Here is a 26153-nt window from a genome sequence, read left to right on the forward strand (position 1 = left end):
CGGTGGCGCGGTTCGCGGCGCGGGCCGGTCGGTCGGTCGGCCAACCGACCGACTGGAGAACGGTCCGGCCCCTCCGACCCGACCGGACCGGGCACGGAATGTCGGGTCGGACGGGACGACCGCCCCCTAGCCTGGTGATCGCCGAAGAGGAAGGCCGGCAGGGGGGAACAGGTGCTGGACCGTCTCAACCAGGCCGTGGAACACATCGAGGAACGTCTGGAACAGCCGCTCGACGCACGGGAGTTGGCGCGCATCGCGGGCACCTCGGAGTACCACCTGCGCCGGATGTTCTCCGCCCTCGCGGGCATGCCGCTGTCGGAGTACGTCCGGCGGCGCCGGCTCACCGTCGCGGCCGCGGAGGTGCTCGCGGGACGGGAGTCCCTGCTGGACGTCGCGGTGCGGTACGGATACGGCTCGGGCGAGGGGTTCGCCCGCGCGTTCCGCGCCGTGCACGGGGTCGGTCCCGGCGAGGCCCGGCGCACCGGTGCCGCGCTGGTCTCGCAGCCCCGGCTGACCTTCCGCCTCACCGTCGAAGGGAGTGGCAGCATGCGTTATCGCGTGGTGGAGCGGCCGGAGTTCACCGTCGTGGGCCTCAAGGCCCGTGTGCCGCTGGTGCACTTGGGACCCAACCAGGCGATCGTCGACTTCGTGCGCGGCGTCGACCGGCAGGTACTCGAACGTCTGGAGAAACTGTCGGACCAGGAGCCGCGCGGTGTCGTCGCGGTCTGCGACGACCTCGACCCCGGTCGCGCCGAAGGCACCGAACTGGACTACTACCAGGGGGTGATCACGTCGTCGGCCGCCCCCGCGGGCACCACGGCGCTCCGCGTCCCGGCGGGCACCTGGGCGGTGTTCACCACCTCCGGGCCGGCACCGAACGCGATCCAGGAACTGTGGCGGGACGTGTTCACGCAGTGGTTCCCGTCGAACCCGTACCGCAGCCGCCCGGGGCCGGAGATCCTGCGCGTGGTTCCGTCACCGGACGGCGCGGAGGCCGACGCGGAGTTGTGGCTTCCCGTGGAGTCATGACCGGTCGAGCCACCCGGCCGCCCCCGGCGGGCGCGGCCGTCACCGTCAATCCGCTTCCGCGCGGTGGGCCCGCACGATCAGGTCCGCGGTCTCCTCCCCGATCCGCACGAGGTCGGCCTCGGTGAGCGGGACGGTGCCGTGCAGCGAACGGACCCGCCCCTCGGTGGCCACCAGGAGTACGAACTGACGCGCGGTCGTCTCGGGTTCGGGGACCGACAGCTCGCCGCGGGCGTCCTTCTCCACCAGGTAGTCGACGACGTCCGCCATGACCTCCCGCGACGCGTTGTCCCGCCACAGATGCTGGAGTTCGGGGTGCCGGGTGATCTCGGCGACGGTCATGCGGTGCAGTGCCGCCGACTCGGGCGCGAGAACGGCGCGCAGGACACGGACGGCGGCGTCCACGAGGTCCCGGCGGACGTCACCGGTGCGTGGCATCGGGCTCTTCCACAGCTCGTGCCCGTCGGCGTCGTCCAGCACCGCCTGCGCCTCGCGGGCGGCGGCGAGGAAGAGCTTCTCCTTGTCCCCGAAGTGCGCGTAGACCGTCTGCTTGCCCACTCCGGCCGTCGCGGCGATCACGTCCACGCTGGCGCCCGCGTACCCCTCCCGCAGGAACACGGTGAGCGCGGCACGCAGGATCGCCTCGCGCTTGGCCCCGGAGCGGCCGCGCGCGCCGGCCCTCGGTCCGGGCCGGTCCGCCCTGCCCTTGTCCGTACGGGCGTCCGAGTCGATTCCGGTGCCGGTGCCGGTCTCGGTGCCGGTGTCACTGTCGGTCATGGGCCGGAGTCTACTCCTGGACAAGACGGAACCGTTCGGTCTAGCTTGAGGTCAAACGAGACTGGACGGTCTAGTTTTCGTCGAGAGGGGGAGGATCATGGACGACGTTCGTATCCGGCCGGAGGACGCCGCGGCCGCACCACCCGGCCCGGCCCGCAGGATCGTCGCCGTGAGCGTCGTGATGGCGGCCGTGGTGATGGATCTCCTGGACACCTCGGTCGTCAACGTCGCGCTGCCGACGCTGCGGACGGACCTCCACGCGGGGAGCGCGGCCTTGCAGTGGCTGGTCGCCGGGTACTCCCTCGCCTTCGCCGTGCTGCTGGTGACCGGCGGGCGGCTCGGGGACGTGTACGGCTACCGGCGGGTGTTCGCCTGCGGGGTGACGGGGTTCATGGCCGCGTCGGCCGTGTGCGCCCTGGCCACCGACGCGGGCGTGCTGGTGGCGGCCCGCGTGCTCCAGGGCGCCGCCGCCGCGCTGATGGTGCCGCAGGCGACCTCACTCATCCAGTTGATGTACCGGCCCCAGGAACGGTCGAAGGTCATGGGACTGTTCGGCGCGCTCGCGGGACTGGCCGCCGCGCTGGGCCCGCTGCTCGGCGGCGTGATCCTGCGGGCCGACCTGCTCGGCGCCGGCTGGCGGCCGATCTTCCTGGTCAACGTCCCGGTGGGCGCGGCGGCCCTGGTGGCCGCCCGGTATCTCCTCCCGTCGGGCGCATCGACCGGTCCGCAGCGCACGGACCCGCGCGGGACCGCCCTGGTCGTGCTCGGGCTGACGCTGCTCGTCTTGCCCCTCGTCGAGGGACCGGCCGAACACTGGCCCGCGTGGACGTACCTCTGCCTGGCCGCATCGCTGCCGGTGCTCGGGCTGCTGGTGCTGGACCAGCGTGCGCGTGAGCGGCGCGGCGTACCCGGGCTGGTGCACGTGCCGTTGTTCCGTCAGCGGTGCTTCGGCATCGGGCTCGTCCTCAGCCTCCTCGCGGAGGCGGTGATGAGCGGCCTGATGATCACGCTCACGCTGGTCCTCCAGGAGGGGCTGGGTCTGTCGGCGTTCACCGCCGCGCTCGCGACGCTGCCGATGATCGCCGGGATGGTCCTCGGTGTCGCGGTGCTGGCGGAGTCGCTGCTTCCCCGGCTCGGCCGCGGCGTTCTCCCGGTGGGCAACGCCGTCCTGGCGACGGGCCTCGCCGGGGCCGCCTGGACCCTGCACCGCTTCGGGGAGGGCACCGGCGTGTGGGAGCTCACCCCGTGGCTCGTCGCGATCGGCACCGGCCTGGGCCTGATCATGGGGCCGCTGTTCGCGATCACCCTGCAGAACGTGGACGCGGCGCACGTCGGCTCGGCCTCGGGCGTGCTCGAATCGGTGGAGCAGCTCGGCGGGGTCCTGGGCGTCGTCTCGATCGGCACCGTCTTCCTGCACCGCGTGGACGGCGGCGACGGCGGCGACGGCTTCGCGGGCGCGTTCGGCTGGGGCGTCGGCGCGGCACTGGCGCTGCTGGTGGTGAGCTGCGCGGTGGGGTTCGCGCTGCCCCGGCGGCTGCGCACCGAGAGCGAGATACCCGCCGGAGCCCTGTGACGGGCGGGCGGGCGCGGTGCGGGGACGGGCTGTCCCGCGAGTACCCGGGGGCACTCGCGGGACAGCCTCGTCGCGCGGGCGGGACGGTGTCGCCGAAGGTCAGGAGGCGACGAACGTGGCGATCTGGCCGAGCACCGAGGTGTCCGTCAGGTAGCCGATGTGGGTCTGGCAGGCCACGTTGTTGTTCGTCGCGCCGTCCAGCTTGGTGCTGGTGTACGGGATGATGATGCCGTCGCACGCCGAGTACCAGGTGGCGTACTTGGTGTCACCGGGGGTCTCGTCACCCGCCGTGGTCTGCGCGATGAACGACGACCCCGGGTACATCTGCTGGCAGGTCGTGTAGATCAGGCAGGCGCCCGCGTACGTGGTCCCGTGGTTCGCGCCGGCGATCGAGGCGAGGTGGCTGACGCTCGTGTTGCCGCCGAGCACCTTCAGGTAGTAGTCGCTGACCAGGCCGCCCATCGAGTGGTTGACGATCGCGACCTTGCTCGCACCGGTCTGCGCCTTCACGTTGTTGACGTAGGTCGCGAGGCCCTGGGCGTTGGTGATGTTGTTGCCGTAGGAGTTGTACTCGTAGGCGAAGAGCCTGGAGCTGGACCAGCCCCTGGCCTGGAAGACGGCCTTGGCGGTGGTCCAGTTCGACGCGTTGCCGGTGTAGCCGTGCACGAAGACGACCGGTGTGCTGGTCCCCAGCGTCTGAGCGGTGCTGGACGCGGTCGAGGTGGCCGCGGTCGAGATGCCGACCGCACCGGCGCTGGGTGCCGCGGAGAACAGGGTGAGCGCGACCGTGGCGGCCGCGAAGACGCCCAGAAGCCGGCGCGGTGAACGAAGACGCATGGAGCCCTCCTGACGGGGATGCGGGTGCCTGACCCGACCAGAGTCGTGGGGCGGGGCGCTCGTGCCACCGGTGAAACCACCAGTGTTCGCGGCGGGGGCGGCGCCACTCGCCGCGGGCCCCGGCGTCTCCTCCCGGCGACACCCGCCGCTCCCCCATCGTCCCCCGGTGCCCGGCGTCGCGCAGGGGCCCGGAGCTGAGGGCGGTCCGGCCTCCCGGGATGCGCCGAGGACGGGTTTCCGTCCCGCCGCGCGCGACGGAAGGGCTGTCGCACGACGCGACCGCGGCGCCCCGCCCACGGTCGCGGTGTCGCCCCGGGCCCCGCCGCCCTACTGCCGGCCGGCCGGCACCGTGGCCCGCAGCACCAGGGCCGCCTGGTCGTCGTCCATGTCCGCGTGGCCGGTGAAGGCGCGCACCGCGTCCACGAGGGTCGTGATGACCTCGGACGCGGTGTGCTCCCGCGCCGAACCGGTCAGGGTGTCGGCGAGCCGCTCCTCGCCGAACTGCTCGCCCGCGCCGTCGCGTGCCTCGGTGAGGCCGTCCGTGTAGAGGAGCAGGCTCTCCCCCGGACGCAGCCGGAACCGCAGGGTGGTCAAGCGCGGTTCCGGGGTGACACCCAGCAGGGAGCCGTGGCACTCCAGGGGGCGGGCCACGTCGTCGGCGTCGACGAGCAGCGGCAGGGGATGCCCGGCCCGTACGAGGCTGATGTCCAGGCCGCCCTCCGGGTCGGGGACGAGCGTGCCGTGGACAAGGGTGACGAAGCCGCCCGCCTGGCTGTCGGGCCGGTCGAGCAGGGCCGTGTTGACCGCGCGCACGACCGCCTCGGGCCCCGGGAGCAGGCGGGCGACGGCGCGGGCGGTGTGCCGGACGAGGGCGGTGGTCGTGGCCGCGGTGGCGCCCCGGCCGCACACGTCGCCGAGCATGAAGGCCCAGGCGCCGTCCTTCAGCGGGAAGACGTCGTAGAAGTCCCCGCCGATCTCCAGCCCCTCGCCCGCGGGGTGGTAGTAGGTCGCCACTTCGGCGCCCGGCAGGGTCGGCACCTCGGCGAGCAGCAGCCCGGCCTGGAGGTCGCGGCTGAGGGCGACCCGTTGCGTGTACTGGCGGGCGTTGAGCGCGGTCAGCGCCGCGCGGCGGGCGAGCTCCTCGGCGAGCGCGACGGTGTGGCCGTCGAAGGCGCGCTCCCCGGTGGTGAAGAGGGTCATCGTGCCGAAGGGACGCCCGCGCTCCAGCAGGGGGACGCAGAGGTAGCCGGTGACCTTGAGTTCCCGCCAGGGGCCGGGGCTCTCGGGTGCGCGGCGGGCGACCTCGGTGCGGCCGGAGGCCAGGACGCGGGCGACGATGTCGTCGGCCACGTCGTGGTCGGGTGTGTGGGCGGCGAGCAGGCCCTCCTCGGCACCGGTGGGAGCGGCGGTGGCGAGGCGGCGGACGCGGCCCGCGTCGAAGACGTCGATGGCGCACAGCGGCGCCAGGGCGGGGGCGGCCGAGTGGGCCAGCCGCCGCAGTGTCTGGAGGTAGTCGAGACCGGAGGACAGCGGGGTGCTGGCCTCCAGCAGGAACGCCAGGTCGTCGCGGGCCGCCTTCTCCCGCGCCTCCGCCAACTGCCGCCCCTGCTCGGCCCGGTGGCGCTCGACGGCCAGCGCCGCGGTGCCCGCGAACATCCTGGCCAGGGCGAGGTCGGACTCCTGCGGGGCGCGCGGGACGCGGTGGTACATCGCGAACGTCCCGAGCAGTGAGCCGTCGCGCGCGAGGATCGGCGTCGACCAGCAGGCGGCCACCCCGGCCCGGTCCGCCAGCTCACGGAAGTCGTCCCAGTACGGGTCCGTGGCGATGTCCGTGACGATGACCATCCTGCGCCGGTGGGCGGCGGTGCCGCACGAACCGACGCCGTCGCCGACGGCGATCCCGTCGATGGCCCGGTTGTAGAAGGACGGCAGGCTGGGGGCGGCGCCGTGCCGCAGGTGCCGTCCGTCGGAGTCGGCGAGCAGGACGGAGACGAGCAGGTCGTACGGGGCGAGGTCCTCGATGGTGCGGGCCATGCCCTCCAGCACGACCTCCAACGGGGCCTGGCGGGCGATCTGTTCGAGCAGCGCACGGTGTTCCGCCGTCAGCCGCTGCGCCTGCTTGATCTGGGTGGTCTCCACGCCCAGCATGCGTACGCCGGTGACGTTGCCGCCCGCGTCGAGCCGGGGTTCGTACGTGAGGTCGAAGAAGGCCTCGCGCGCGGTGGCGCCGTCGCCGAGGACCACGCGCGCGTCCCGCGCGACGTGGCGCCGGCCGCCGCGGTAGACGCGGTCCAGTGCCGTGAGCAGTCCCTGCTGGGCGAGTTCGGGGACCAGCTGTCCGATGGGCACTCCGACGCGTGCCCGTTCCTTCCCGCCGATGGCGGCGAAGAACGCGGCGTTGGCCGCCTCCACGACGTGCGCCGGGCCGGCCAGGGAGGCGAACACGGCCGTCGAGTGGCCGAAGAGGGCACGAAGGTCCTGTTCCCCGTCTGCCTCCGAATGCCGGACAGAACCGTCCTCGGAGACCGGAACCTGCCTGTCAGGAACGCCGGCCACCTTGTTACCTTCCCGTCGACGAACTCGGCGAGTTCGCGAGAACACATCATAGGGACCGCCCTCCCGAGGGGCGTTCCCGGTCGGCCGGTCGGCCCGCGAAGGGTGTGCGGAACGGCACTCCCCCGCCGTCGCCTGGCCCGCGGGCCTCCGTACGGGTGCGCCGGAAGGACCGGCCGCGGGGCTGCCTTCAGAACCCCACTGGTCCCCCCTGTCCGCGTTTCGGTCAAGTACGCCCCCGACGAGGGGCCGAACCCCGTTCGACGGACTCGCCGGGACGTCAGGCCCCGGTTGCCGCGCCGCCCGGACCGCCGGCCCCGTCGAAGAGGTCGAGCTGGACGACGATCCGCTTGCCGACGGGTTCGCGCTGTATGTCCACGTGGCGGGCGACCGCGGTGACGATCTCCAGGCCGTGCTGGCCGATCCGGGCGGGGTCCGCCGCGCGGGCCTGCGGGAGCAGCGGTTCGCTGTCCCAGACGGCCACCTCCACCACGGGCGGCAGGAGCCGCAGCCGAAGCAGCGCCGGTCCGGGCGCGTACTTGCGGGCGTTGGTCACCAGTTCGCTGACGACCAGCTGGGTCAGTTCCACCGTGCGGTCGGAGACCGGAACACCGTGCTCGGCGCGGGCCTTGACCAGGAAGGCGACCGCCACGTCGCGGGCGGCGGCGATCGCGGAGCCCTGCCCGTCCAGCGCGAACTCCGTCTCGACCGGGTCGGTGCGGGGCAGCCCGGGGGTGTCTCCGCCAGGTACCGCTTCCATCGGGTCCGCCTTCTTCGCTTCCAGTCCGGTCGCCTGGTCACCGTGGGTACCACGCACTCCCGACCGTACCTTTTACCGGACGGTTCCAGAGCCCCGGGCCCGGGACAGGGCCGGCAGAGGGCCCGGCGCCGCCCGTCCCGGGCCGTCGGCGCCGGGCGCGGGACGGGCGGCGCCGGGCACGTCAGGGCGTCATGAGCCGCACCTTCTGCACCTTGCCCATGTCGTTGCGGGGCAGCTCCTCGACGAAGCGGACCTCGCGGGGACGCTTGTGGACCGACACCTGGCGGGCCACGTACCGCACGAGTTCGTCCGCCCCGGCCGCCGCCCCGTCCGCCGGCACGACGAACGCGACCACCCGCTGGCCGAGGTCGGCGTCGGGCAGGCCGACGACGGCCACCTCCGCGACGGCGTCGTGCCCCAGCAGGACGGCCTCGATCTCGCCCGCGCCGATGCGGTAGCCGCCGGACTTGATCAGGTCGGTGGACTTGCGCCCGACGATCCGGAACTGTCCGTCCGCGTCCCGGGCCGCCACGTCACCGGTGTCGAACCAGCCGTCCGGGGTGCGCTCGCCGGAGCGCCCGAGATAGCCGTCGAAGAGCGTCGCACCGCGCACCTGGAGGTCCCCGGACGTCTCGCCGTCCGCGGGCACGTCCTGCCCGTGGTCGTCGCGCAGCCGTGCCTCCACCCCGTGGATCGGTGCGCCGACCCAGCCGGGCCTGCGCGGATCGGCGGCCCGCTGGGCGAGGGTGATGAGGGTCTCCGTCATGCCGTAGCGCTCGACCGGGACCTGCCCGGTGAGCGCGGCGAGGTCGTGCGCCACCGGAACCGGGAGCGGGGCGCTTCCCGAGACGAGCAGCCGTGCCGTACCGATCTGCCGGGCGCTCGCCGGGTCGGCGGCCACCCGGGACCACACCGTCGGCACGCCGAACAGCAGGGTCCCGCCGTGCGCGGCGACCGCCTCGGCGTACGCGGCGGGCCGTGGCCGCACGGTGTGCACCAGCGGGCTGCCGGTCCGCAGGGCGCCCAGGACGCCGAGGACCAGGCCGTGGACGTGGAACAGCGGCAGCCCGTGGACCAGTACGTCCTCCGGGGTCCAGGCCCAGGCCTCGGCGAGTCCGTCGAGGCAGGCGGCGACGGCGCCGCGGGACAGTACGGCCCCCTTGGGGAGGCCCGTCGTGCCCGAGGTGTACATGATCATCGCGGTGTCGGACGCGCCGGGCCCGGCGAACGACGCCGACGAGCGTGCGGAGAGGTCGACGGGCTCGCGGTCCAGGTCGAGCCCTTCGACCGCATCGCCCAGCCACAGCGCGGAGTGGGAGTCGCGCAGCACGTGGTCGCGTTCCGCGGGCCCGGAGTCCGGGGCCACCGGCACGACGGGGACGCCCGCGATCAGGCAGCCGAGGACGGCGACGACGGTCCGCGGATCCGGCCGCGCGTCGACCGCGACCGCGGGGGCGCCGGTTACCCGGGCGGCGACGGCCGCGGCCGCGGCGAAGAGCTCCTCGCGCCCGAGGGACACGTCGCCGACCGTGACCGCGACACCGCCGGGTCCGGCGTGCGAGGGGAACAGGTCCGGAGCCATCGTCATCGTCCGCTCTCTCTCGTCCTCGTTCGTGCGCGCCGCTGTCGCCGTCGGGCCCCCACCGGGCCGCCGGGCGTGCCCCGATTCAAGCGCACGGGCATGGAGCCGCGGGCCCCGGCCGCTCGTTCCGGCGTTCTCGGCGTGGCGCGAGGGGCTGCGCACGGGGGCGCGCGGCGGCACTCCGCGGGCGGGCGCCCGCCGGGGCTCCCCGGGGTGTCCCGTCCCTCGGGTGTACCATCGTTCTGTTAACAGAACGATGGTGGAGGGTTACCCGTGAGCGAGACGCTGGGCGCGCGGCTGAAGCGCCTTCGGGCCGAACAGGGCTGCTCGCTCTCGGAGTTGGCGCGGCGCAGCGGTGTCGGCAAGGGCACCGTCTCGGAGCTGGAGAACGACCGGCGGGGCGCACGGCTCGACACGCTGTTCGCGTTGACGACCGCACTGCGGGTTCCCCTCGGCGCCCTGCTGCCGGACGTCCCCGACGGGGACACCGCGCCGGTCGTGGGCGACTCGGTCGCCGCGACCCTGCTCGCGCGCTGGCCGTCGGAGCGGCAGCTCGTCGAGGTCTTCCGGGCCACGCTCACACCGCACCGGCAGGACTCGGCGGCCCACGCCCCGGGCGTGCTGGAGACCGTGACGGTGGTCTCCGGCCGGGTCCGCGTCGGCAACACCGGGGACGAACGGGAACTGGGCGAGGGCGAGAGCCTGCGTTACCGCGGCGACCTGCCGCACCGGTTCACGAGCCTCGGCGCACCGGCGGACGTCGTTCTGCTCATGCACTACCCCCACCCGGAGCAAGGAGAAGGGACCACTCGGGATGACGACTGAGCAACAGGACGGCGACGCGAAGCTGCCCGCCCGCAGCCTGATCGTGCGGCGGCACGTGACCGAGGCCGGGGTCGCCACGGCGGTGCGCGAACTGCCCGACTCGACCCGTACCGCCGCCGAGGCCGCCTCGGCCCTGGAGTGCGAGGTGGGCGCCATCGCCAGCAGCCTGGTGTTCCTCGCGGACGGCGAGCCCCTGCTGGTCATGACGAGCGGCCGGCACCGGGTCGACACCGACATGCTCGCGAAGGCCGCGGGCGCCGAAGCCGTGTCCATGGCCCCGGCCAAGCAGGTGCGGGCCGTCACCGGTCAGGCCATCGGCGGGGTCGCCCCGGTCGGGCACCCGGCGCCGCTGCGCACCCTGGTCGACGAGGCGCTGCGCGCGTACGGGACCGTCTGGGCGGCGGCCGGGACGCCGCACACGGTGATGCCGCTGACCTTCGACGACCTCGTCACGCTGACCCGCGGCCAGGTGTGCCGGGTCGCCGCGGACTGACCCGCCCCGGGCGGCCCGCGCCTCGGGTACGGGCCACGGGCGCCGCCCCGGTGTCAGCTCAGCCGTTCCTTCATCGCGAGCAGGTGGGTGCGGCTGAGTTCGCCCGCGGCGACCCGGTCGCCCGCGGCGATGGCGTCCACCAGCCGCACGTGGGGCTCGTGTTCGGCGTCGCCGCCGAAGGCACCGTGGATGCGGAGCATCTCGACCATGGCCTGCCGGCCGCGCGGCACGAAACCGTCGAACAGCTCGGTGAGGATCGGGTTGTGCGCGGCGACGACGACGCTGCGGTGGAAGACCATGTCGGCGTCGACGTGCTCCTCGACGGACGCGCGGGCGTCCGCGCGCCCGGTCAGGGCCCGCCGCATCGCGCGCAGCTCGGCGGGGGTGCGGCGTTCGGCGGCGAGGGTCGCGGACTCGACCTCGATCGCGACGCGCGCCTCGATGACGGAGACGATGTCGGCGCGGCGCAGCACCGTGTTCCAGTCCTCGGGGGCGTCGAGGGCGGTGACGAACACGCCCGCCCCCTGCCGCGAGGCGAGGACGCCGCGCCCCGCGAGCTGGCGGATCGCCTCGCGCACCGTCGAGCGGCCCACTCCGAGCTGCGGGGCCAGCGTGGTCTCGCCGGGCAGCTTCTCGCCCAGACTCCACTCCCCCGCCCTGACGCGCTCCAGCAGCAGCCGGGCGGCCTGGTCGGCCAGGGGTTCGCGCTGAACCTGAACCACGCGTGTCTCTCCTCCCGCTTCGGCGGGAGCCAGCTCCGGCCCCCGCACCAACCTAACCGCACGAGGCGACCTATCCGCCCTTTCGCCCCACTCCTCTTCTCCTCTACTTGTCGGAGGAGTTGTGTTACGGTCGCCTCGTGATCGCCTTCGCGCTTCTCCTCCTTCGGCGCCACGGCGGGGCCTAGCCGGACCGGCACCCCGCCGTGGGGTTCCGACACGCGCCGGTCCCTCCGCACGAGGAAAGCCGAAGAAGGTTCCGCGTTCATGAGCAGCACACCGTTCTCCCGCATGTCCCCGCCCGCCGGTCCGGTCCCGGCGGACGCGCCCGCCTGGAACAGGCAGCGGCACTCGCAGATGCCCTCGCACCGCTACCGGGACGTCCACTCCCGGGTCGCCGTCCCGCTGACGGAGCGGGAGTGGCCGCAACGGCGGCTGACGGCCGCGCCGCTGTGGGTGCCGGTCGACCTGCGCGACGGCAACCAGGCCCTCGCCGAACCGATGGACCCGGACCGCAAGCGCCGGTTCTTCGAGCTCCTGGTCGCCATGGGCTACAAGGAGATCGAGGTCGGCTACCCGTCCGCCTCACGGACGGACCACGACTTCGTCCGCCTCGTCGCCGAGACGGACATCGCCCCCGACGACGTGACGATCGTGGTGTTCACCGCGGCCCGCCGCGACCTGGTCGAACGCACCGTCGCCTCGATCCGCGGCATCTCCAACCCCGTGGTGATCCACATGTACACCGCCACGGCGCCCACCTGGCGGGACGTCGTCCTGGGCCACGACCGGGACGCGCTGAAGGAGCTGATCCTCGCCGGCGGCCGCGACGTGCTGGAACTCGCGGGCCATCTGCCCAACGTGCGCTTCGAGTTCTCGCCCGAGGTGTTCAACCTGACGGAGCCCGACTACGTGCTCGACGTCTGCGACGCGATGACCGACCTGTGGCAGGCGACCCCCGACCGCCCGGTGATCCTCAATCTGCCGGCCACGGTGGAGGTCGCCACGCCCAACGTGTACGCCGACCAGATCGAGTACATGCACAGGAACCTGGCCCGCCGCGACTCGGTCGTCCTCTCGGTGCACCCGCACAACGACCGCGGCACCGGCGTCGCGTGCGCCGAACTCGCCGTGCTGGCGGGGGCGCAGCGGGTCGAGGGGTGCGTGTTCGGCAACGGCGAGCGGACCGGGAACGTGGACATCGCGACGCTGGCGCTGAACCTGCACGCGCAGGGCGTCGACCCGATGATCGACTTCTCCGACATCGACGGGATCCGCCGCACCGTGGAGTTCTGCAACCGCGTCGAGGTCCACCCCCGGCACCCGTACGTCGGGGACCTGGTGCACACCGCGTTCAGCGGCACCCACCAGGACGCGATCAGGAAGGGCTTCGCGGAGCACCGGGCACGTGCCGTCGCCGAGGGCCGGCCGGAGGGCGAGCTGGAGTGGCGGGTGCCCTACCTGCCGGTCGACCCCGCCGACCTCGGCCGCAGCTACGACGCCGTCATCCGGGTCAACTCCCAGTCGGGCAAGGGCGGCATGGCGTACCTGCTGGAGTCGGAGTACGGCATCGAGCTGCCCCGCCGCCTCCAGATCGACTTCGCGCGCCACGTGCAGCTGCACACCGACACCACCGGGAACGAGGTGACCGCGGCGGAACTGTGGGACATCTTCGGGACGGCCTACCTCGGCCCGGCGGCCGGCCGGGAGGACGGCTCGGCAGCCGTCGCGCTCAGCGGGTACCGCACCTCCGAGGCCGCCGGCGGCACGAGCACGTCCGTCACGATCGCGACCGGCGGCATGGAGCACACGAGTACGCACGACGGGGTCGGGCCGGTCGAGGCGCTCACCCGGGCCCTCGCCGGGCAGGGACTGGCGATCGAGGTGCTCAGCCTGCACCAGACCAGCGCGGGCACCGGGAACGACAGTGACGCGCTGACCCTCCTGGAGTACCGGGACGGGCCCGCCGTGCGCTGGGCCGCGGGCCGGGACCGCTCCGTGCTCGCCGCCAGCCTCGCGGCGGTGATGCGTGCGGCGAACACGGTCTCGGCGGCGGTGACGGCCGTCGGCTAACCGGTACCGACCCGCCGTTTCAACTCCTACCCCAGCGGGCCGTACGGCGAAAGACGCCGTGCGGCCTGCCGCTTCCTGGCGGATCTCATGACGAACTTGTCTGAGGAGCTGAGGTGTCCTAGCGTAAGACCCGCCACGATCCACCGCTTTCACCCCAGCCGAAGGGCCACCGGACGACCATGAGCAGCAATCCGCCCGAGACGAATCCACCCGGCCCCCGGGGCAGACGAGCCGAGTTCTGGGCGCTCGTGACGACCCACGGCGCCAACGACTTCTACAGCGGCGCGGTCATCGCCATGGAGCCGTACCTGATCTCCGAGCGGCACTACGACTACGCGGCGGTCGCCGGCATCACCCTGGCCGCGACCTCCCTGTCGAGCGTCGCGCAGCCCGTGTTCGGGTTCCTCAGCGACCGGTTCTCCCTGCGGCCCTTCATCCTCGTCGGGCTGCTGGCCGCCGCCGCGGGTGTCGCCCTCAGCGGTCCGGCCGCCGGCACCTACTGGCTGACCTGGCTGCTCGTCGCCGTCTCCGGCATCGGTGTCGCCGCCTACCACCCGCCCGCGACGATCGACGCCAAGGACGCCGGCGGGGGCGGCAACCGCTCGATGAGCGTCTTCTCCGTGGGCGGCAACATCGGCGTGGCGCTCGCGCCGCTCGCCGTCAGTGCCACCGTCGGCGTCTTCGGCCTGGGCGCGACACCGCTGCTGGCGATCCCCACCGTCGCGGCCGGCGCCTTCTACGCCGTCGTCGGCCGCAGGGCGGTCAGGACGGTCCCGCACCAGCGCCACGGCGCCGCCGCCACCGGTGCCGCGCCGGCCGTGCGCGAGACCGACGACTGGCGCCGGTTCGCGTGGCTGCTGGTGGTCATCTCGTTCTGGTCGATCACCTACGTCGGCACCCAGTCGTTCGTGTCGCTGTACTCCACCCAGCGCTTCCACGCCGGCGCGGCCACCGCGTCCCTCGCGCTCACCGTCTTCCCGGCGGCCGGGGCGGCCGGGACGCTGGGCGGCGGCTGGCTCGCCGACCGGTTCGGACGGCTGCGCACGATCCGCGCCGGTTACCTGCTCTCCGCGATCGCGGTCACCGCGATCGTCGCCGCGCCCAACACCGCGACGGTGGTCCTGGCCTCGGCGGTCCTCGGCTGCGCGATCTTCCTGCCCTTCGCGCCGCAGCTCACGCTCTCGCACGCCTACCTCCCCCGGCACGTCGGCACCGCGAGCGGCGTCACCCTCGGACTGGCGCTCTCCCTGGGCGGTTTCCTCACTCCCGCCCTCGGCCACCTCGCCGACGGCTCGGGCATCCGCACGGTCTTCGTCCTGATCGCCGCGCTGACGGCCGCCGGATTCCTCTGCTCGGTCCTCCTGACCGAGCGCCCCGCGACGGCCGCGCGCCCGGACGCGTCACGGACCCCGGAGAGCGCCGCCACGGAAACGGCCGCCGAAGCGGGTGCGGCACCGGCCGACCCGGTCCCCGCCGCTCCCGCCGGTCCCGGTCCGGGCGCCTGACCGGCCCACGGGGGCGCGGCACCGGCACCCTCCGCCGTCTCCTTGGTCGCGCCCCGACGGGCGCATCTCTGCGAGGATGAGACGCATGAGCGTGCTGCGCAGGAACCAGGTGAAGGTGTCCGGTCGGGCCTGCGCACCGGCGGTGATGCTGGCGCACGGATTCGGCTGCGACCAGAACCTGTGGCGCCTGGTGCTGCCGAGGCTGGAGAAGGACTTCACCGTGGTGCTCTTCGACCACGTGGGGTCCGGGCGCTCGGACCTCTCCGCCTGGAGCCGCGAGCGCTACTCCAGCCTCGACGGCTACGTCGACGACGTGCTGGACATCTGCGCCGAGCTGGACCACCTCGGGCCGGTGACGTTCGTGGGGCACTCGGTGAGCGCGATGATGGGCGTGCTGGCCGCGGTCAGGGCTCCCGAGCACTTCGCGGGCCTGGTCCTGCTCGCCCCGTCCCCCTGCTTCGTCGACGACCCGGCCACCGGTTACCGCGGCGGCTTCAGCGCCGAGGACATCGACGAACTGCTGGAGTCACTGGACGCCAACTACCTCGGCTGGTCGGGCGCGATGGCGCCGGTGATCATGGGCAACCCCGAACGCCCCGAACTGGGCGAGGAGTTGACCACCAGTTTCTGCGCCACGGACCCGGACATCGCCCGGGTCTTCGCCCGGGTGACGTTCCTGTCCGACAACCGCGACGACCTCGCGGACGTGCGGGTGCCCTGCCTCGTCGCCCAGTGCTCCAGCGACGCCATCGCACCGCCCGAGGTGGGCGCCTTCGTCCACGCCCGCATCCCGGGCAGCGAGTTGGTCACCCTCGAAGCGACCGGCCACTGCCCCCAGCTCAGCGCCCCCGAGGAGACAGCGGAGGCGATCGCCGCGTTCGCGGGAGCGCTGCGGTGATGTGCGCGACGGACGGCGGGGACGAGAAGCGGAGCGACGGTCAGGACGAACAGGCCCTGTTCTCGGCCTTGTTGGAGGACAGCGCCGAGGACCTGTACGAGAACGCCCCGTGCGGCTTCCTGTCGACACTGCTGGACGGCCAGATCGCCAGGATCAACACCACCCTCCTGGACTGGCTCGGCCGCCGGCGCGAGGACCTGGTGGGTCACCAGCACTTCTCCGACCTGCTCACCGTCGGCGGCCGCATCTACCACGAGACGCACTTCGCGCCGCTGCTCCGCATGAAGGGCGAAGTGCGCGGTGTCGCCCTGGAGTTGAAGGCCGCCGACGGCTCGCGGCTGCCGGTCCTGGTGACCTCGACCGTCAAGACCGGTGCCGACGGCGAGCCGTTGCTGATCCGCACCACCGTCTTCGACGCCCGCGACCGCCGCGCCTACGAGCAGGAACTGCTGCGCGCCCGCCAGGAGTCCGAGCGCGAGCGCGAACGCCTCCAGCAACTCACCCGCACGCTCCAGCAGACACTGCTGCCCCCGGCCCTGGCCACCGTGCCCGGCCTGGACGTCGACGCGTACTACCACACCGCCTCGACCGACGAAGTGGGCGGCGATTTCTACGACTTGTTCCCCCTGCGGGCCGGCACCTGGGGGCTGTTCCTGGGCGACGTCTGCGGCAAGGGGGCGGGCGCCGCGGCCATCACCTCGCTCACCCGCTACACCCTGCGGGCGGCGGCGGTCTACGACTCCGACCCGGCCGCCGTGCTGAAGAACCTCAACACCGTCCTCAACCACGAGTACAACGGCGCCGATCCCCGCTTCTGCACCGTCGTCTTCGGTCTCATCACCCCGGACGACGACGGCGACGGCTTCCGGATCACGCTGGCGAGCGGCGGACATCCGCCCGCCCTGCTGCTGCGCGCCGACGGCACCGCCGACTACGTGCACACCCCGGGCGGCCAGCTCATCGGCGTCCTGAGCGATCCCTGCATCGGCACGGTGGATCTGCGTCTCGAAACCGGCGACACCCTGCTGCTGTACACCGACGGCCTCACCGAGGCGCACACCGCGAACGGCGCCGACCGGCTCGGCGACGAGGCCCTCCTCGGTTTCGCCCGCTCGCTGGCCCCCACCGGCGCCCCGCGGGCGGTCGCGGCGGTGCGCGAACTGCTCGACGCCCTCGGCACCGGGGTGGACGACGACACGGCCGTCCTCAGCGTGGGCGCGCCGGCGGCCCCGGGACCGGACTCCCCCTCGGCCGCGCCGCCCGCCCCGCCCACCGCCTAGGGTTCCCCCGTGCCGACGCACAGCGTCGGCCAGGCAGCGATCTGGCGGGGTCGGTCCGGGCCGCCTCCGCCCCGGCGAGCGGCACCGGGTTGGCCGGCCGCCTGACGCGCGGCGGCACGCCGCCGGCCTGGCACCGCCCCTGCGGTGCGGCCACCTCGCGGAGCACCCACGGCGGCGCGGCGAGGAGATGCGAAAGCGCCGAGCCCGGCGCTCGTACGGGGTGACGACGTCGATGTCGACGGCAGCCGTCGCCCCCGTGCCGTCCGCGACGAGTCCCGCCGGCGTCGACCGCGGGGGCGAGGGAGGCAGCCGCCCCGACGGTGCGGCGCTCCGGGTCGCACGTGCGTGGCGGTGCTGCCCGAAGGCGGGCGAGGGCGGCGCCGGGCATCGTGTCGGTGCGGTGCGCTCGGCGCGAGGCGGGCCGCCGCGCCGCGGACGAGCGCGGGCAGGGCGGGACGGCCGCCCGGTTCACCCCGGCGTCGCAGGTACTTCGTCTCCGTGCTCCGGAACACCGGCGCCGCCGTCCCGCCCGCCCGGGAGCACCGGGCACGGCCGGGCCCGAGCGGCGCCCGCGAGGGCTGAGGACCGGACGGGGCGACGGGCGGGCCGGTCGCCGGGCGTACCGGGGCGGCGCCTGCTTCAGCTCGTCCGCGGGTACAGCGCCGCCACTCCCCCCGCGAGGTTCGCCAGGGTCCGGCGCGTGACCTCGTCGGCGAGGATCTCCGTCTCCCCGGCTTCGAGCGCGTCCAGCGCCAGGGCGGCGACGACCGCGGGGTCGATCTTGGGCGCGTCGACGTGGGCCGCCATGTCGGTGTCCATGTAACCCACGTGCAGGGCGGCCACCTGCGTGCCCTGGGCCGCGAGTTCGTTGCGCAGGGCGTTGGTCAGCGACCACTCGGCCGACTTCGCGGCGGCGTAGGCGCTCAGGCCCGGGAAGCTCAGCCACGAGAGCACCGACAGGACGTTCAGGATCGCGCCGCCGTCGCCGCTCTCGGCGAGCTGCGGGGCGAAGGCCCGGCTGACGGCCAGGGTGCCGAAGTAGTGCGTCTCCATCTCCAGCCGGATGTCGTCGAGCGATCCGTCCGTCACGGACGCCCCGGTGTACGAGCCTGCGTTGTTGATGACCAGCGAGACGCCGGTCGCCACCTCGGCCGCGGCAGCCACGGACCGGGGATCGGTGACGTCGAGCGCCACGGGCACCACCCCGGGCAGATCGATCGCGTCCGGGTTGCGCGCACCGCCGTAGACCTTCGCTCCGCGTGCCACGAGCTGCTCAGCGAACAGCCTGCCGAGCCCCCGGCCCGCGCCCGTGACCAGAGCGGTGCTTCCGTCGATCCTCATCGTTCCTCCTGGCTGGTTTGGTTCTTACAACCTAGCCTCTTGAGTCGCTTTGAACAACTCAGCAGTGACGCGGAAATCTCGTGTGCGGGAACGCGGACCGGGGGCGTAGCGTGCCCCGGTGCCCACACTGCGACCGCTCCGCCCCGAGGACGCGCCGGCCCTGCTCGCCTTCGAGCGCGAGAACCGGGCCTACTTCGCGGCAGCCGTCTCCGACCGCGGGGACGAGTTCTTCTCCCGGTTCGACGAGATGCTGCGCGACCGGCTGGCCGAGCAGGAGGCCGGGATCTGCCGCTTCCACGTCGTGGTGGGCACGGGCGGCGAGGTGCTCGGACGCGTCAATCTGGTGGACGTCGCGGACGGCACCGCCTCGCTCGGGTACCGGATCGCGGAACGTGCCACCGGCCGCGGGATCGCCACCCGGGCCGTGCTCGACGTGTGCGCCCTCGCCGCCGGCAGCTACGGGCTGACCGCCCTGCGGGCCGCCGCCGCCCTCGACAACGTGGCGTCCCGGACGGTCCTGACCCGCACGGGCTTCACGGTCACCGGCCGGACGCGACTCCCCGGCCGCGCCGCCCTGACGTACGCGCGCGACCTCACGGACCTCGCTCCCCCGCACACCGCCCGCTGAGCCGCCGGACCGGCGACCCGAGGACCGCGAACCACCCGGCAGCCGATGCCGCACCGAATGCCGGGCGCGGCAGCCCCCTTCGCGGACGAGTGTTCCGCCGTGCGACAACTCCCGCCGCCGCGGGGCCGGTTGTACCAAGCCGAGCCGGGCGGGACCGCGCCCGGTACCGGCTCCGGAACGCCGTCCGGCCCGGGGGCATACTCATGCCCATGAGTTCACTGCGCGCGCGTGCGGACGACCCGGGATCGACGGCCCCGGAACGGCGCATCGACGAGGTCCGTGCGGCGGCCGCCGCCGTCTTCGAGCAGCGCGGTTACTCCGGGACGACCATGGCGCTGATCGCCGACGAGATCGGGGTGCTGCCCGGGAGTCTGTACCACCACTTCCGTTCGAAGGAGGAGATCGCCGTCGCGATCCTCCAGCGCTTCGAACAGGACCTCGGCACCGCGAGCGTGAAGCCGGCGCGCGCCGCCGACGCGGACCCCGAGCAGCGGCTGCGCCTGCTGATGCACGAGGTCGTCTCGCTCAGCCTGCGCAACCGGGCCGCCGTCCGGCTCCGGGTGTTCGAGCCGCCGGCGGTGACCACGGAACGGCTGCGCGACGCGCGCCGGATCCATGCTCCGGCGCTGGAGCAGGCGTGGAGGACCACGGTCGACGACCTCGCGCGCGACCGCCCCGACCGCGCGGGCGACGCCCGGCTGCTGCGGTTCGCGGTCAAGAGCCTCGCCCTGGACGCCGGGGCCCAGTTCCCCGACGACCCGGACCCCTCCTCGATCGCCGGGCTGCTCGCCGATCTGCTGCTCACCGGCGTCGCCGCCGGCTGTCCCGACGACGAGGACCTCGACCGCTCCGACGCCGTGCGGGCGGCCGACGACGCGATGGCGACGTGGCCGCGGCGCCCCGCGACGACCGCCGGGAGCGACGTGCGCGGCCGGATCATCGCCGCCGCCCGGACCGCCTTCGCGCGCCACGGCTTCGAGGCGGCCACCATCCGCGACATCGCCGGACTGGCCGAGGTCAGGATGGCGACGCTCTACCGCCGGGTCGAGTCCAAGGAGGCGATCCTCGCCGACGTGGTGGCCGGCTTCTCCACCGACCTGGGGCGCGCCGTCCGGGCCGCCCTGACCAACGGCGACTGCCCGGTGGCCTCGCTCGACGCGCTGGCCAAGGTGCTCACGCGGGCCCGCCGGGGCTTCCGCGAGGAGTCCGACATCATGCGGTTCGGATACGCCCTGGACTCGCACGCCGCACCGTTGCGGGCGTACGCGGCGGAGACCGACGACCGGCTGCGGCTGCTGGAGGGCTTGCTGGCGGACGGGATGGCGCGCGGCAGCCTGCGCCGGCTCGCCGAGCCGCAGGCCGCGGCCCGGCAGGTCCGGGTCTGCCTGTGGCTCCCGTACCAGGACTTCGGCCGTACCAGCGAGCGGCGTGCGCACGCGTTCCTGCGGCGCACGCTGCTGCGGGGCTTCGTGAACGGCTGAGGCGGCGAGGGCCGGCCCCGAGGGGCGCGCGGGCGGCCCCCCTTGGCACGAGGTCCGGCCCGCCCCGGACGGGTCAGCGCCAGCCGAGTTCCGGCGCGACGTGGGTCAGGATGCTCTCGATGACGTGCGCGTTGTAGTCGACGCCGAGCTGGTTCGGCACGGTGAGCAGCAGGGTGTCGGCCGCGGCGACCGCCTCGTCACCGGCGAGCAGCTTGACCAGCACCTCGGGCTCGGCGGCGTAGGACCGGCCGAAGATGCTGCGCGTCGTCGGGTCGATGTAGCCGATGTGGTCCTGCGAGTCGCCCTCGCGGCCGAAGTACGCACGGTCCCGGTCGTCGACGAGGGCGAAGACACTGCGGCTGACGGACACCCGGGGTTCCCGTGTGTGGCCCGCCGCACGCCACGCCTCGCGGTACGCGTCGATCTGCTTGCGCTGCTGGATGTGCAGCGGTTCGCCGCTCTCGTCGTCCTTGAGGGTGGAACTCTGCAGGTTCATCCCCAGGCGCGCGGCCCACACCGAGGTGGCGTTGGAGCCCGACCCCCACCAGATGCGGTCCCGCAGCCCCTCGGAGTACGGCTCGATCCGCAGCGGCCCGTCGGGGTTGTCGAACATCGGCCGGGGGTGCGGCTCGGCGAACCCCTCGCCCTTGAGCGTTTCGAGCAGGACCTCGGTGTGCGCGCGGGCCATGTCGGCGTCCGTGCCGCCCTCCGGCGGCCGGTACCCGAAGTGGCGCCAGCCGTCGATCACCTGCTCCGGGGATCCCCTGCTGATGCCGAGCTGCAGCCTCCCGCCGGATATCAGGTCGGCGGCTCCGGCGTCCTCGGCCATGTACAGCGGGTTCTCGTACCGCATGTCGATCACGCCGGTGCCGATCTCGATCCGGCTGGTGCGCGCGCCGACGGCCGCGAGCAGCGGGAACGGGGAGGCGTGCTGCCGGGCGAAGTGATGGACGCGGAAGTAGGCGCCGTCCGCCCCCAGTTCCTCGGCGGCGACCGCGAGGTCGATGGCCTGGAGCAGGGAGTCGGACGCCGACCTGGTCTGCGAGTGCGGTGACGGCGTCCAGTGTCCGAAGGAGAGGAATCCGATGTTCTTCACACCTGTGTCAACGTCTCGGACTCGGGTTCATTCCGCCGTCCGTCCCGCCCCCGCGTGTGCTGGGTACCGGCCGGCGACGCAGACCGGACGTCCGCCCGCGGCCCGGCCGACGGTCCGGGGCCGGGCGCGCACCCTGCGCCACCACCTGGATCGGTATGGGGGACTCACGTAGGGTCGACTCCATGGCCTCTTCCTGGATGCACGACTCCACGTGTTCGATCGCCCGGAGTCTGGGAGTCCTCGGTGAGAACTGGACGCTGCTCGTCCTGCGCGAGGCACTGACGGGCACGACCCGGTTCGCCGAGTTCCGTTCCGCCCTCGGACTCGCCGCCGACGTCCTCAGCCGCCGTCTGGCGACCCTCGTGGAGTACGGCGTGATGGTGCGGGAGCCGTACCGGGAGCCGGGCAGCCGCACCCGGTACGAGTACCACCTCACGGACGCCGGCCGTGAGCTGGAGGTGGTCCTGGGGGCGCTCCAGCAGTGGGGCGACCGGCACCTGCCGCGCGCGGAGGGACCGAGCGTGGAGCGCCACGCGCTGCGCACCGGACGCCCTGTGCACGTGGCGTTCGTCGACGACCACGGTTACGAGGTGCCCTGGGCGGACGTCCGTGCGGTCAGGACGGCCGCGTACCCCGTGTCCCCGTCCGGGCCCGCGGACACCGGGACGGCGGCGGAGTCCGCGGGCTGAGGGGGCTCGCCCGCGGCCCGCGCACGGACAACTGCCCTACGGGGCCGGGGAACGGCTCGGGGGCGAGCGACGCCGGGCGTCAGACCGTGCGGGCGCCCGTGGAGGAACTCGGTTCGGTGGAACGGCCGTTGGCGTCTCCGCCGGCCGCCGTGCCGCTGCCACCGGCCTCCTCGTCGCCCTCGCCGCCGATCCGGGACAGGTCCCGGTACCGCGTCTCCCGGGCCACGCCCACCGCGATCAGGGTCAGGACCACCGCCCCGATCACGTACAGCGCGACGGGAGTCGAGCTGTCGTAGTCGGAGAGCAGGGCGGTGGCGATGAGCGGGGCGGGCGCTCCCGCCGCCACCGAGGCGAACTGGGCGCCGATCGAGGCTCCCGAGTACCGCATCCTGGTGCCGAACATCTCGGTGAAGAAGGCTGCCTGCGGTGCGTACATGGCGCCGTGCAGGACCAGTCCGACGGTCACCGCGAGGACCAGACTGCCGAACGTCGCGTTGTCCGCGAGGGCGAAGAACGGGAACATCCACAGGCCCACACCGGCCGCGCCGAACAGGTACACGGGCCGTCGGCCGATCCGGTCGGAGAGCGCGCCCCAGGCGGGGATCGTGGCGAAGTGCACGGCGGAGCCCACGAGTACGGAGTTGAGCGCCGTCTGCTTGGACACGTCGGCCGCCGTCGTGGCGTAGACGAGGACGAACGCGGTGATGACGTAGTAGCTGATGTTCTCCGCCATGCGGGCACCCATCGCCACGAGCACGTCGCGCCAGTGGTGGCGCAGCACCGCGACGAGCGGCGGCTTCTCCGGCTCGGTCGCCCGCCGGGACTCGGCACGCTCCAACGCCTGCTTGAACACCGGTGATTCGTCGACGGAGAGCCGGACCCACAGCCCGACGACGACGAGCACACCGGACAGCAGGAACGGAATGCGCCAGCCCCACGACGTGAAGGCGCCGTCCGAGAGCACGGCGGTGAGCAGCGAGAGCACACCGGCGGCGAGCAACTGCCCGGCGGGCGCGCCGGTTTGGGGCCACGACGCCCAGAAGCCGCGGCGCCGGGGGTCGCCGTGCTCGGACACCAGCAGCACGGCACCGCCCCACTCGCCGCCGAGCGCGAATCCCTGGACGAGACGGAGCGCGGTCAGCAGCACCGGGGCCGCAGCGCCGACGGTGGCGTGGGTGGGGAGCAGGCCGATGGCGAAGGTGGCTCCGCCCATGAGCAGGAGGCTCAGGACGAGGAGCTTCTTGCGTCCGACGCGGTCGCCGTAGTGGCCGAAGACGAGCGCCCCCAGCGGGCGGGCGGCGAATCCGACGGCGTAGGTCAGGAACGACAGGAGCGTGCCGACCAGGGGGTCGGAGCCGGGGAAGAACAGCTTGTTGAACACCAGCGCGGCGGCCGAGCCGTAGAGGAAGAAGTCGTACCACTCGACGGTGGTGCCGATGAGGCTGGCGGCGACGATGCGCCTGAGGTGGGACGGAGCCGGCGGAGCGGTCGCGGGGGTGGGCATCGGCACCACTTCCTGACGGTGGAGGGGACGTTCACGTGTCGCCACACCGTAGGAAGACGCAGGTCAGAGGCGTATGTGCGGAACCACCACAGTTCGGGGCGCCGAAGTGCGCGTGTGCACCATGCCGTCGGCCGCGCCGAGGAGGGCACCGCCGGCCTCGCAACGGCCGGGACGTGCGCGGGGGTTCGGGGCGCGCCGGGGAATCGGACGCGGTCTCCGCGTCCTGCCGTCCGGGCGACGTGCCGTGTCCGGCCCGCGGCCGGTCGCCCGGCCCGTGGTCGGGCGGGGCGCGGCGAGGTGGTGCGTCAGGGCTGCCGGCGGCGGGAGCGGCCCGTGGCTTCTGGCGAAGCCACGGCCAGCAGGTGGAACCGGCCTGTGCGAGCAGCCTGTGGAACTAGCCCGCCTCGCCCGGGGACCAGCCCGTGACGGACGTCGGTCCGTCGTCGAGCGGGAGGGTGTCGTCCTCCCCGAAGTCGGGGGCCTGGAAGGGGTTCGGCGTCGGCCGCGGCGAGGCCGCGACAGCACTTCGGGTCGCCCCTTCCGGAGCGGAGAAGAGCGAGGTCAGGTCGATGAGGGGGTCTCCCGTTCGTTACAGGTCACTGCGGGTTCTGCCGTGCCTCGAACGGGCACGGCGCTCCTACAGCTTGCTCAGCTTGGTGTACGGGCTCAGGATCCGCTGCTGTGCCGAGCCGAAGTCGACAAGGGCGGCGATGCCCTCCTCGACTCCGATCACGCGACCGAGGCCGTACATGTCGTGCGTCACCTGGTCGCCCACCGCGAACTGCTTGGGGGGCGGTGCGACCGGGGGCTTGAAGGGGCTGGTGGGCAAATAGCGCTTCGGTGCCGCTGGCTTAGTCATCTCCGTCAGTATGGCACCTGCGTGTCTCCCTACGATGTGACCTTCCGCTCCGCTCTGCCCGCGACGGCCCGGCAGGGCCCCGGCGGGGGACGCCCCGGACCCCGCCATACCGCCCGCCACCTGCCGGTTGTCCGACACGGTGACGGGCGGGCGGTGGCTATTTCGTTACCTCCGCAGACTTGTACGTGGTGGCACCCGGGGCGACGCAGGCGAACCAGTTGGCGGTGGGATAGCCGTGCACGGACCTGATGACGCCCTCGACGTTCTGCAGCGAGGAGTTCTCGGGCGCCAGGTCGGCCAGGGTCGTGCTGCCGTCCTTCCAGTGGCAGGCGACCTGCTTCACCGTCTTGGCGACACTCCCGACGACCAGGCGCAGGGGGTCCCCCTTCTTGCCGAGGGGCTGGGGGACGACGTCGATGCCGTTCCCCTTCGGACCGGGCAGCTCGGCGGCGGTGCCGAAGGTCACCAGCTCCTGGACGCTCGGGCCGTAGGCGCGGACGACGAAATAGCTCGTCCTGCCCACGAGGTCGGAGAGCCCGCCCGTCATCGACGGGGTGAGTCCCCATTCGTCCATGGCCTTGAGCTGGCGCGCGGCCTCGGCACGGTCGCGCGGGGCCGACCACACCTGCACCTTCACGGCCCACCCCTTGCCGGCGTAGGTACCGAAGCCCACTTCGGAGATCTGCGGATCCGTGACGGAGCGCGTGTCCGGGGCGGACGGCTTCGCGGGTTGCGCCGCGTGCTCGCCGCCGGGCAGTCCGGCGACCGCCAGTGTCCCGGCGAGCGCCGCCGCGGCCAGACCGACCGCCCCGACGGCCGCCCGGCGCCGTGTCCGACGGGCGCGCCCGGCCCGTACGACGGCCTGGACGGGAGCCGGGCCGGAATCGAACCCGTCCGCGGCGTCCGCGAGAAGGAGGCCGATGTCCCGTTCCGTCACGTCGTGTTCCTGCCTGTCCGCGCCCATCACATCCGCCCTTCCCGCACCGGCCGTGCCGCCAGCGCGGGTATCGCCCGCAGCTTCGCGATTCCCTTGGCCGCGTTGCTCTTCACCGTGCCGACGGAACAGCCCATGGCCGCCGCGGTCTGCGTCTCCGTCAGGTCCTCCCAGTAGCGCAGGACCACTGCCTCCCGCTGGCGCGGGGGCAGTTGGGCCAGCGCGGCGACCAGTGCGCTGCGGTCGTCGGCCCGAGCGATGCGGTCGTCGACGTCCGCCGTCTCGTGCACCAGCCCCGAGTCGTCCCTGGGCGCCAGGAACTCCTTCAGCCTTCTCCTGTGCTTGCGGGCATGCGCGTTGACCATGATCCGTCGCGCGTACGCCTCGGGATCGTCGGCCTCGGCGACCCTGCGCCAGGCCACGTAGACGCGTTCCAGCGTCGACTGGGCCAGATCCTCCGCCGCGTGCCGTTCTCCCGTGAGAAGGAACGCGGTGCGCGTCAGGCGAGGCCAGCAGCTCGTCATGAAACCCCGGAACTCCGCGTCCCGGTCCTTGCCGTACCCCATGAACACCTCCTGGACATCAGAAAGAGTCCACGGGCGCCCAGGACCGTTGCCCCGTTCCACGGACTTCGGTGAGATTCTTCCGCGAGGCCGTCGGGCGGCACGGAGGGGGGCCCGTGCGACGGTCGTCGCTCGGGCCCCGGAGGGGAGGGTGCCG

At 73.5% G+C, this 26153-nt stretch carries 23 protein-coding genes; 11 read left to right on the plus strand and 12 right to left on the minus strand.

All coding sequences use genetic code 11. The features are described 5' to 3' along the window. The first annotated feature begins 171 nt into the window (after nt 1-171). Nucleotides 172-1029: an effector binding domain-containing protein gene (locus ACFZA0_RS35220; RefSeq protein ID WP_391024565.1), complete on the plus strand. Its 858-nt coding sequence runs from the start codon at nt 172-174 to the stop codon at nt 1027-1029. A gap of 45 nt (nt 1030-1074) precedes the next feature. Here the strand turns inward: ACFZA0_RS35220 and ACFZA0_RS35225 are convergent, their stop codons facing one another. Continuing rightward, nucleotides 1075-1803, minus strand: a complete 729-nt coding sequence (locus ACFZA0_RS35225; RefSeq protein WP_391024567.1) for a TetR/AcrR family transcriptional regulator C-terminal domain-containing protein — start codon at nt 1801-1803, stop codon at nt 1075-1077. A 97-nt stretch (nt 1804-1900) separates the two neighbouring features. Between ACFZA0_RS35225 and ACFZA0_RS35230 the strand changes: the two genes are divergently transcribed. Next, nucleotides 1901-3376, plus strand: a complete 1476-nt coding sequence (locus ACFZA0_RS35230; protein WP_391024569.1) for an MFS transporter — start codon at nt 1901-1903, stop codon at nt 3374-3376. Nucleotides 3377-3475: 99 nt separating this feature from the next. On the opposite strand, the gene ACFZA0_RS35235 is transcribed toward ACFZA0_RS35230, so the two are convergent. The 4 genes from ACFZA0_RS35235 to ACFZA0_RS35250 form a co-directional block, all read right to left on the minus strand. Further along, on the minus strand, nt 3476-4213 hold the full coding sequence (locus ACFZA0_RS35235; protein ID WP_391024571.1) for an alpha/beta fold hydrolase: 738 nt from the start codon (nt 4211-4213) through the stop codon (nt 3476-3478). A 327-nt stretch (nt 4214-4540) separates the two neighbouring features. After that, nucleotides 4541-6769, minus strand: a complete 2229-nt coding sequence (locus ACFZA0_RS35240) for a SpoIIE family protein phosphatase (RefSeq protein ID WP_391024573.1) — start codon at nt 6767-6769, stop codon at nt 4541-4543. Between the two features lie 277 nt (nt 6770-7046). Then, a complete protein-coding gene (locus ACFZA0_RS35245) occupies nt 7047-7526 on the minus strand; it encodes an ATP-binding protein (protein WP_391024574.1) in 480 nt (159 codons plus the stop codon). A gap of 181 nt (nt 7527-7707) precedes the next feature. Next, on the minus strand, nt 7708-9108 hold the full coding sequence (locus ACFZA0_RS35250; protein ID WP_391024694.1) for an AMP-binding protein: 1401 nt from the start codon (nt 9106-9108) through the stop codon (nt 7708-7710). 273 nt (nt 9109-9381) lie between these two features. On the opposite strand from ACFZA0_RS35250, the gene ACFZA0_RS35255 reads away from it, so the two are divergent. Further along, nucleotides 9382-9933, plus strand: coding sequence for a helix-turn-helix domain-containing protein (locus ACFZA0_RS35255; RefSeq protein WP_391024576.1), 552 nt, complete (start codon nt 9382-9384; stop codon nt 9931-9933). Continuing rightward, the gene (locus tag ACFZA0_RS35260; protein WP_391024578.1) at nt 9923-10426 is read left to right on the plus strand and encodes a YbaK/EbsC family protein; all 504 of its coding nucleotides are present in this window, start codon (nt 9923-9925) and stop codon (nt 10424-10426) included. The genes ACFZA0_RS35255 and ACFZA0_RS35260 overlap by 11 nt, the downstream gene beginning before the upstream one ends. A 53-nt stretch (nt 10427-10479) precedes the next feature. Here the strand turns inward: ACFZA0_RS35260 and ACFZA0_RS35265 are convergent, their stop codons facing one another. After that, nucleotides 10480-11148 (minus strand): FCD domain-containing protein, encoded by a 669-nt coding sequence (locus tag ACFZA0_RS35265; protein ID WP_391024580.1) that lies wholly within the window; start codon nt 11146-11148, stop codon nt 10480-10482. Between the two features lie 264 nt (nt 11149-11412). Between ACFZA0_RS35265 and ACFZA0_RS35270 the strand changes: the two genes are divergently transcribed. From ACFZA0_RS35270 to ACFZA0_RS35285, 4 genes are all read left to right on the plus strand, one after another. Then, a complete protein-coding gene (locus ACFZA0_RS35270; protein ID WP_391024581.1) occupies nt 11413-13218 on the plus strand; it encodes a 2-isopropylmalate synthase in 1806 nt (601 codons plus the stop codon). Between the two features lie 179 nt (nt 13219-13397). Next, nucleotides 13398-14723 (plus strand): MFS transporter, encoded by a 1326-nt coding sequence (locus ACFZA0_RS35275; protein WP_391024583.1) that lies wholly within the window; start codon nt 13398-13400, stop codon nt 14721-14723. Nucleotides 14724-14808: 85 nt separating this feature from the next. After that, nucleotides 14809-15621, plus strand: a complete 813-nt coding sequence (locus ACFZA0_RS35280) for an alpha/beta fold hydrolase (protein ID WP_391024585.1) — start codon at nt 14809-14811, stop codon at nt 15619-15621. Then, entirely contained in the window at nt 15621-16901 is a 1281-nt protein-coding gene (locus ACFZA0_RS35285; RefSeq protein WP_391024586.1) for a SpoIIE family protein phosphatase, read from the plus strand. Before ACFZA0_RS35280 ends, ACFZA0_RS35285 begins: the two co-directional genes overlap by 1 nt. A gap of 639 nt (nt 16902-17540) precedes the next feature. Here ACFZA0_RS35285 and ACFZA0_RS35290 read toward each other — a convergent pair. Beyond that, nucleotides 17541-18242 (minus strand): SDR family oxidoreductase, encoded by a 702-nt coding sequence (locus ACFZA0_RS35290; RefSeq protein WP_391024588.1) that lies wholly within the window; start codon nt 18240-18242, stop codon nt 17541-17543. A 118-nt stretch (nt 18243-18360) separates the two neighbouring features. Between ACFZA0_RS35290 and ACFZA0_RS35295 the strand changes: the two genes are divergently transcribed. Beyond that, entirely contained in the window at nt 18361-18870 is a 510-nt protein-coding gene (locus tag ACFZA0_RS35295) for a GNAT family N-acetyltransferase (RefSeq protein WP_391024590.1), read from the plus strand. Between the two features lie 209 nt (nt 18871-19079). Beyond that, complete coding sequence (locus ACFZA0_RS35300) at nt 19080-20351, plus strand: TetR family transcriptional regulator (RefSeq protein WP_391024591.1); 1272 nt, start codon at nt 19080-19082, stop codon at nt 20349-20351. A 73-nt stretch (nt 20352-20424) separates the two neighbouring features. On the opposite strand, the gene ACFZA0_RS35305 is transcribed toward ACFZA0_RS35300, so the two are convergent. Then, nucleotides 20425-21447, minus strand: coding sequence for an LLM class flavin-dependent oxidoreductase (locus tag ACFZA0_RS35305; RefSeq protein ID WP_391024593.1), 1023 nt, complete (start codon nt 21445-21447; stop codon nt 20425-20427). Between the two features lie 182 nt (nt 21448-21629). Here ACFZA0_RS35305 and ACFZA0_RS35310 point away from each other — a divergent pair, with 182 nt between their 5' ends. Further along, the gene (locus ACFZA0_RS35310) at nt 21630-22136 is read left to right on the plus strand and encodes a winged helix-turn-helix transcriptional regulator (RefSeq protein WP_391024594.1); all 507 of its coding nucleotides are present in this window, start codon (nt 21630-21632) and stop codon (nt 22134-22136) included. A 79-nt stretch (nt 22137-22215) separates the two neighbouring features. Here ACFZA0_RS35310 and ACFZA0_RS35315 read toward each other — a convergent pair whose 3' ends face one another. The 4 genes from ACFZA0_RS35315 to ACFZA0_RS35330 form a co-directional block, all read right to left on the minus strand. Further along, nucleotides 22216-23640, minus strand: coding sequence for an MFS transporter (locus ACFZA0_RS35315; RefSeq protein WP_391024596.1), 1425 nt, complete (start codon nt 23638-23640; stop codon nt 22216-22218). Nucleotides 23641-24277: 637 nt separating this feature from the next. Then, the gene (locus ACFZA0_RS35320; protein WP_391024598.1) at nt 24278-24499 is read right to left on the minus strand and encodes a hypothetical protein; all 222 of its coding nucleotides are present in this window, start codon (nt 24497-24499) and stop codon (nt 24278-24280) included. Between the two features lie 157 nt (nt 24500-24656). Then, nucleotides 24657-25436, minus strand: coding sequence for a hypothetical protein (locus tag ACFZA0_RS35325; RefSeq protein WP_391024599.1), 780 nt, complete (start codon nt 25434-25436; stop codon nt 24657-24659). Between the two features lie 26 nt (nt 25437-25462). Beyond that, entirely contained in the window at nt 25463-25999 is a 537-nt protein-coding gene (locus tag ACFZA0_RS35330) for a SigE family RNA polymerase sigma factor (RefSeq protein ID WP_391024601.1), read from the minus strand. Between the last annotated feature and the right edge of the window lie 154 nt (nt 26000-26153).

Origin of the sequence: Streptomyces sp. NPDC008150 (assembly GCF_042956945.1) — a bacterium.
In the GTDB taxonomy this organism is placed as follows: domain Bacteria; phylum Actinomycetota; class Actinomycetes; order Streptomycetales; family Streptomycetaceae; genus Streptomyces.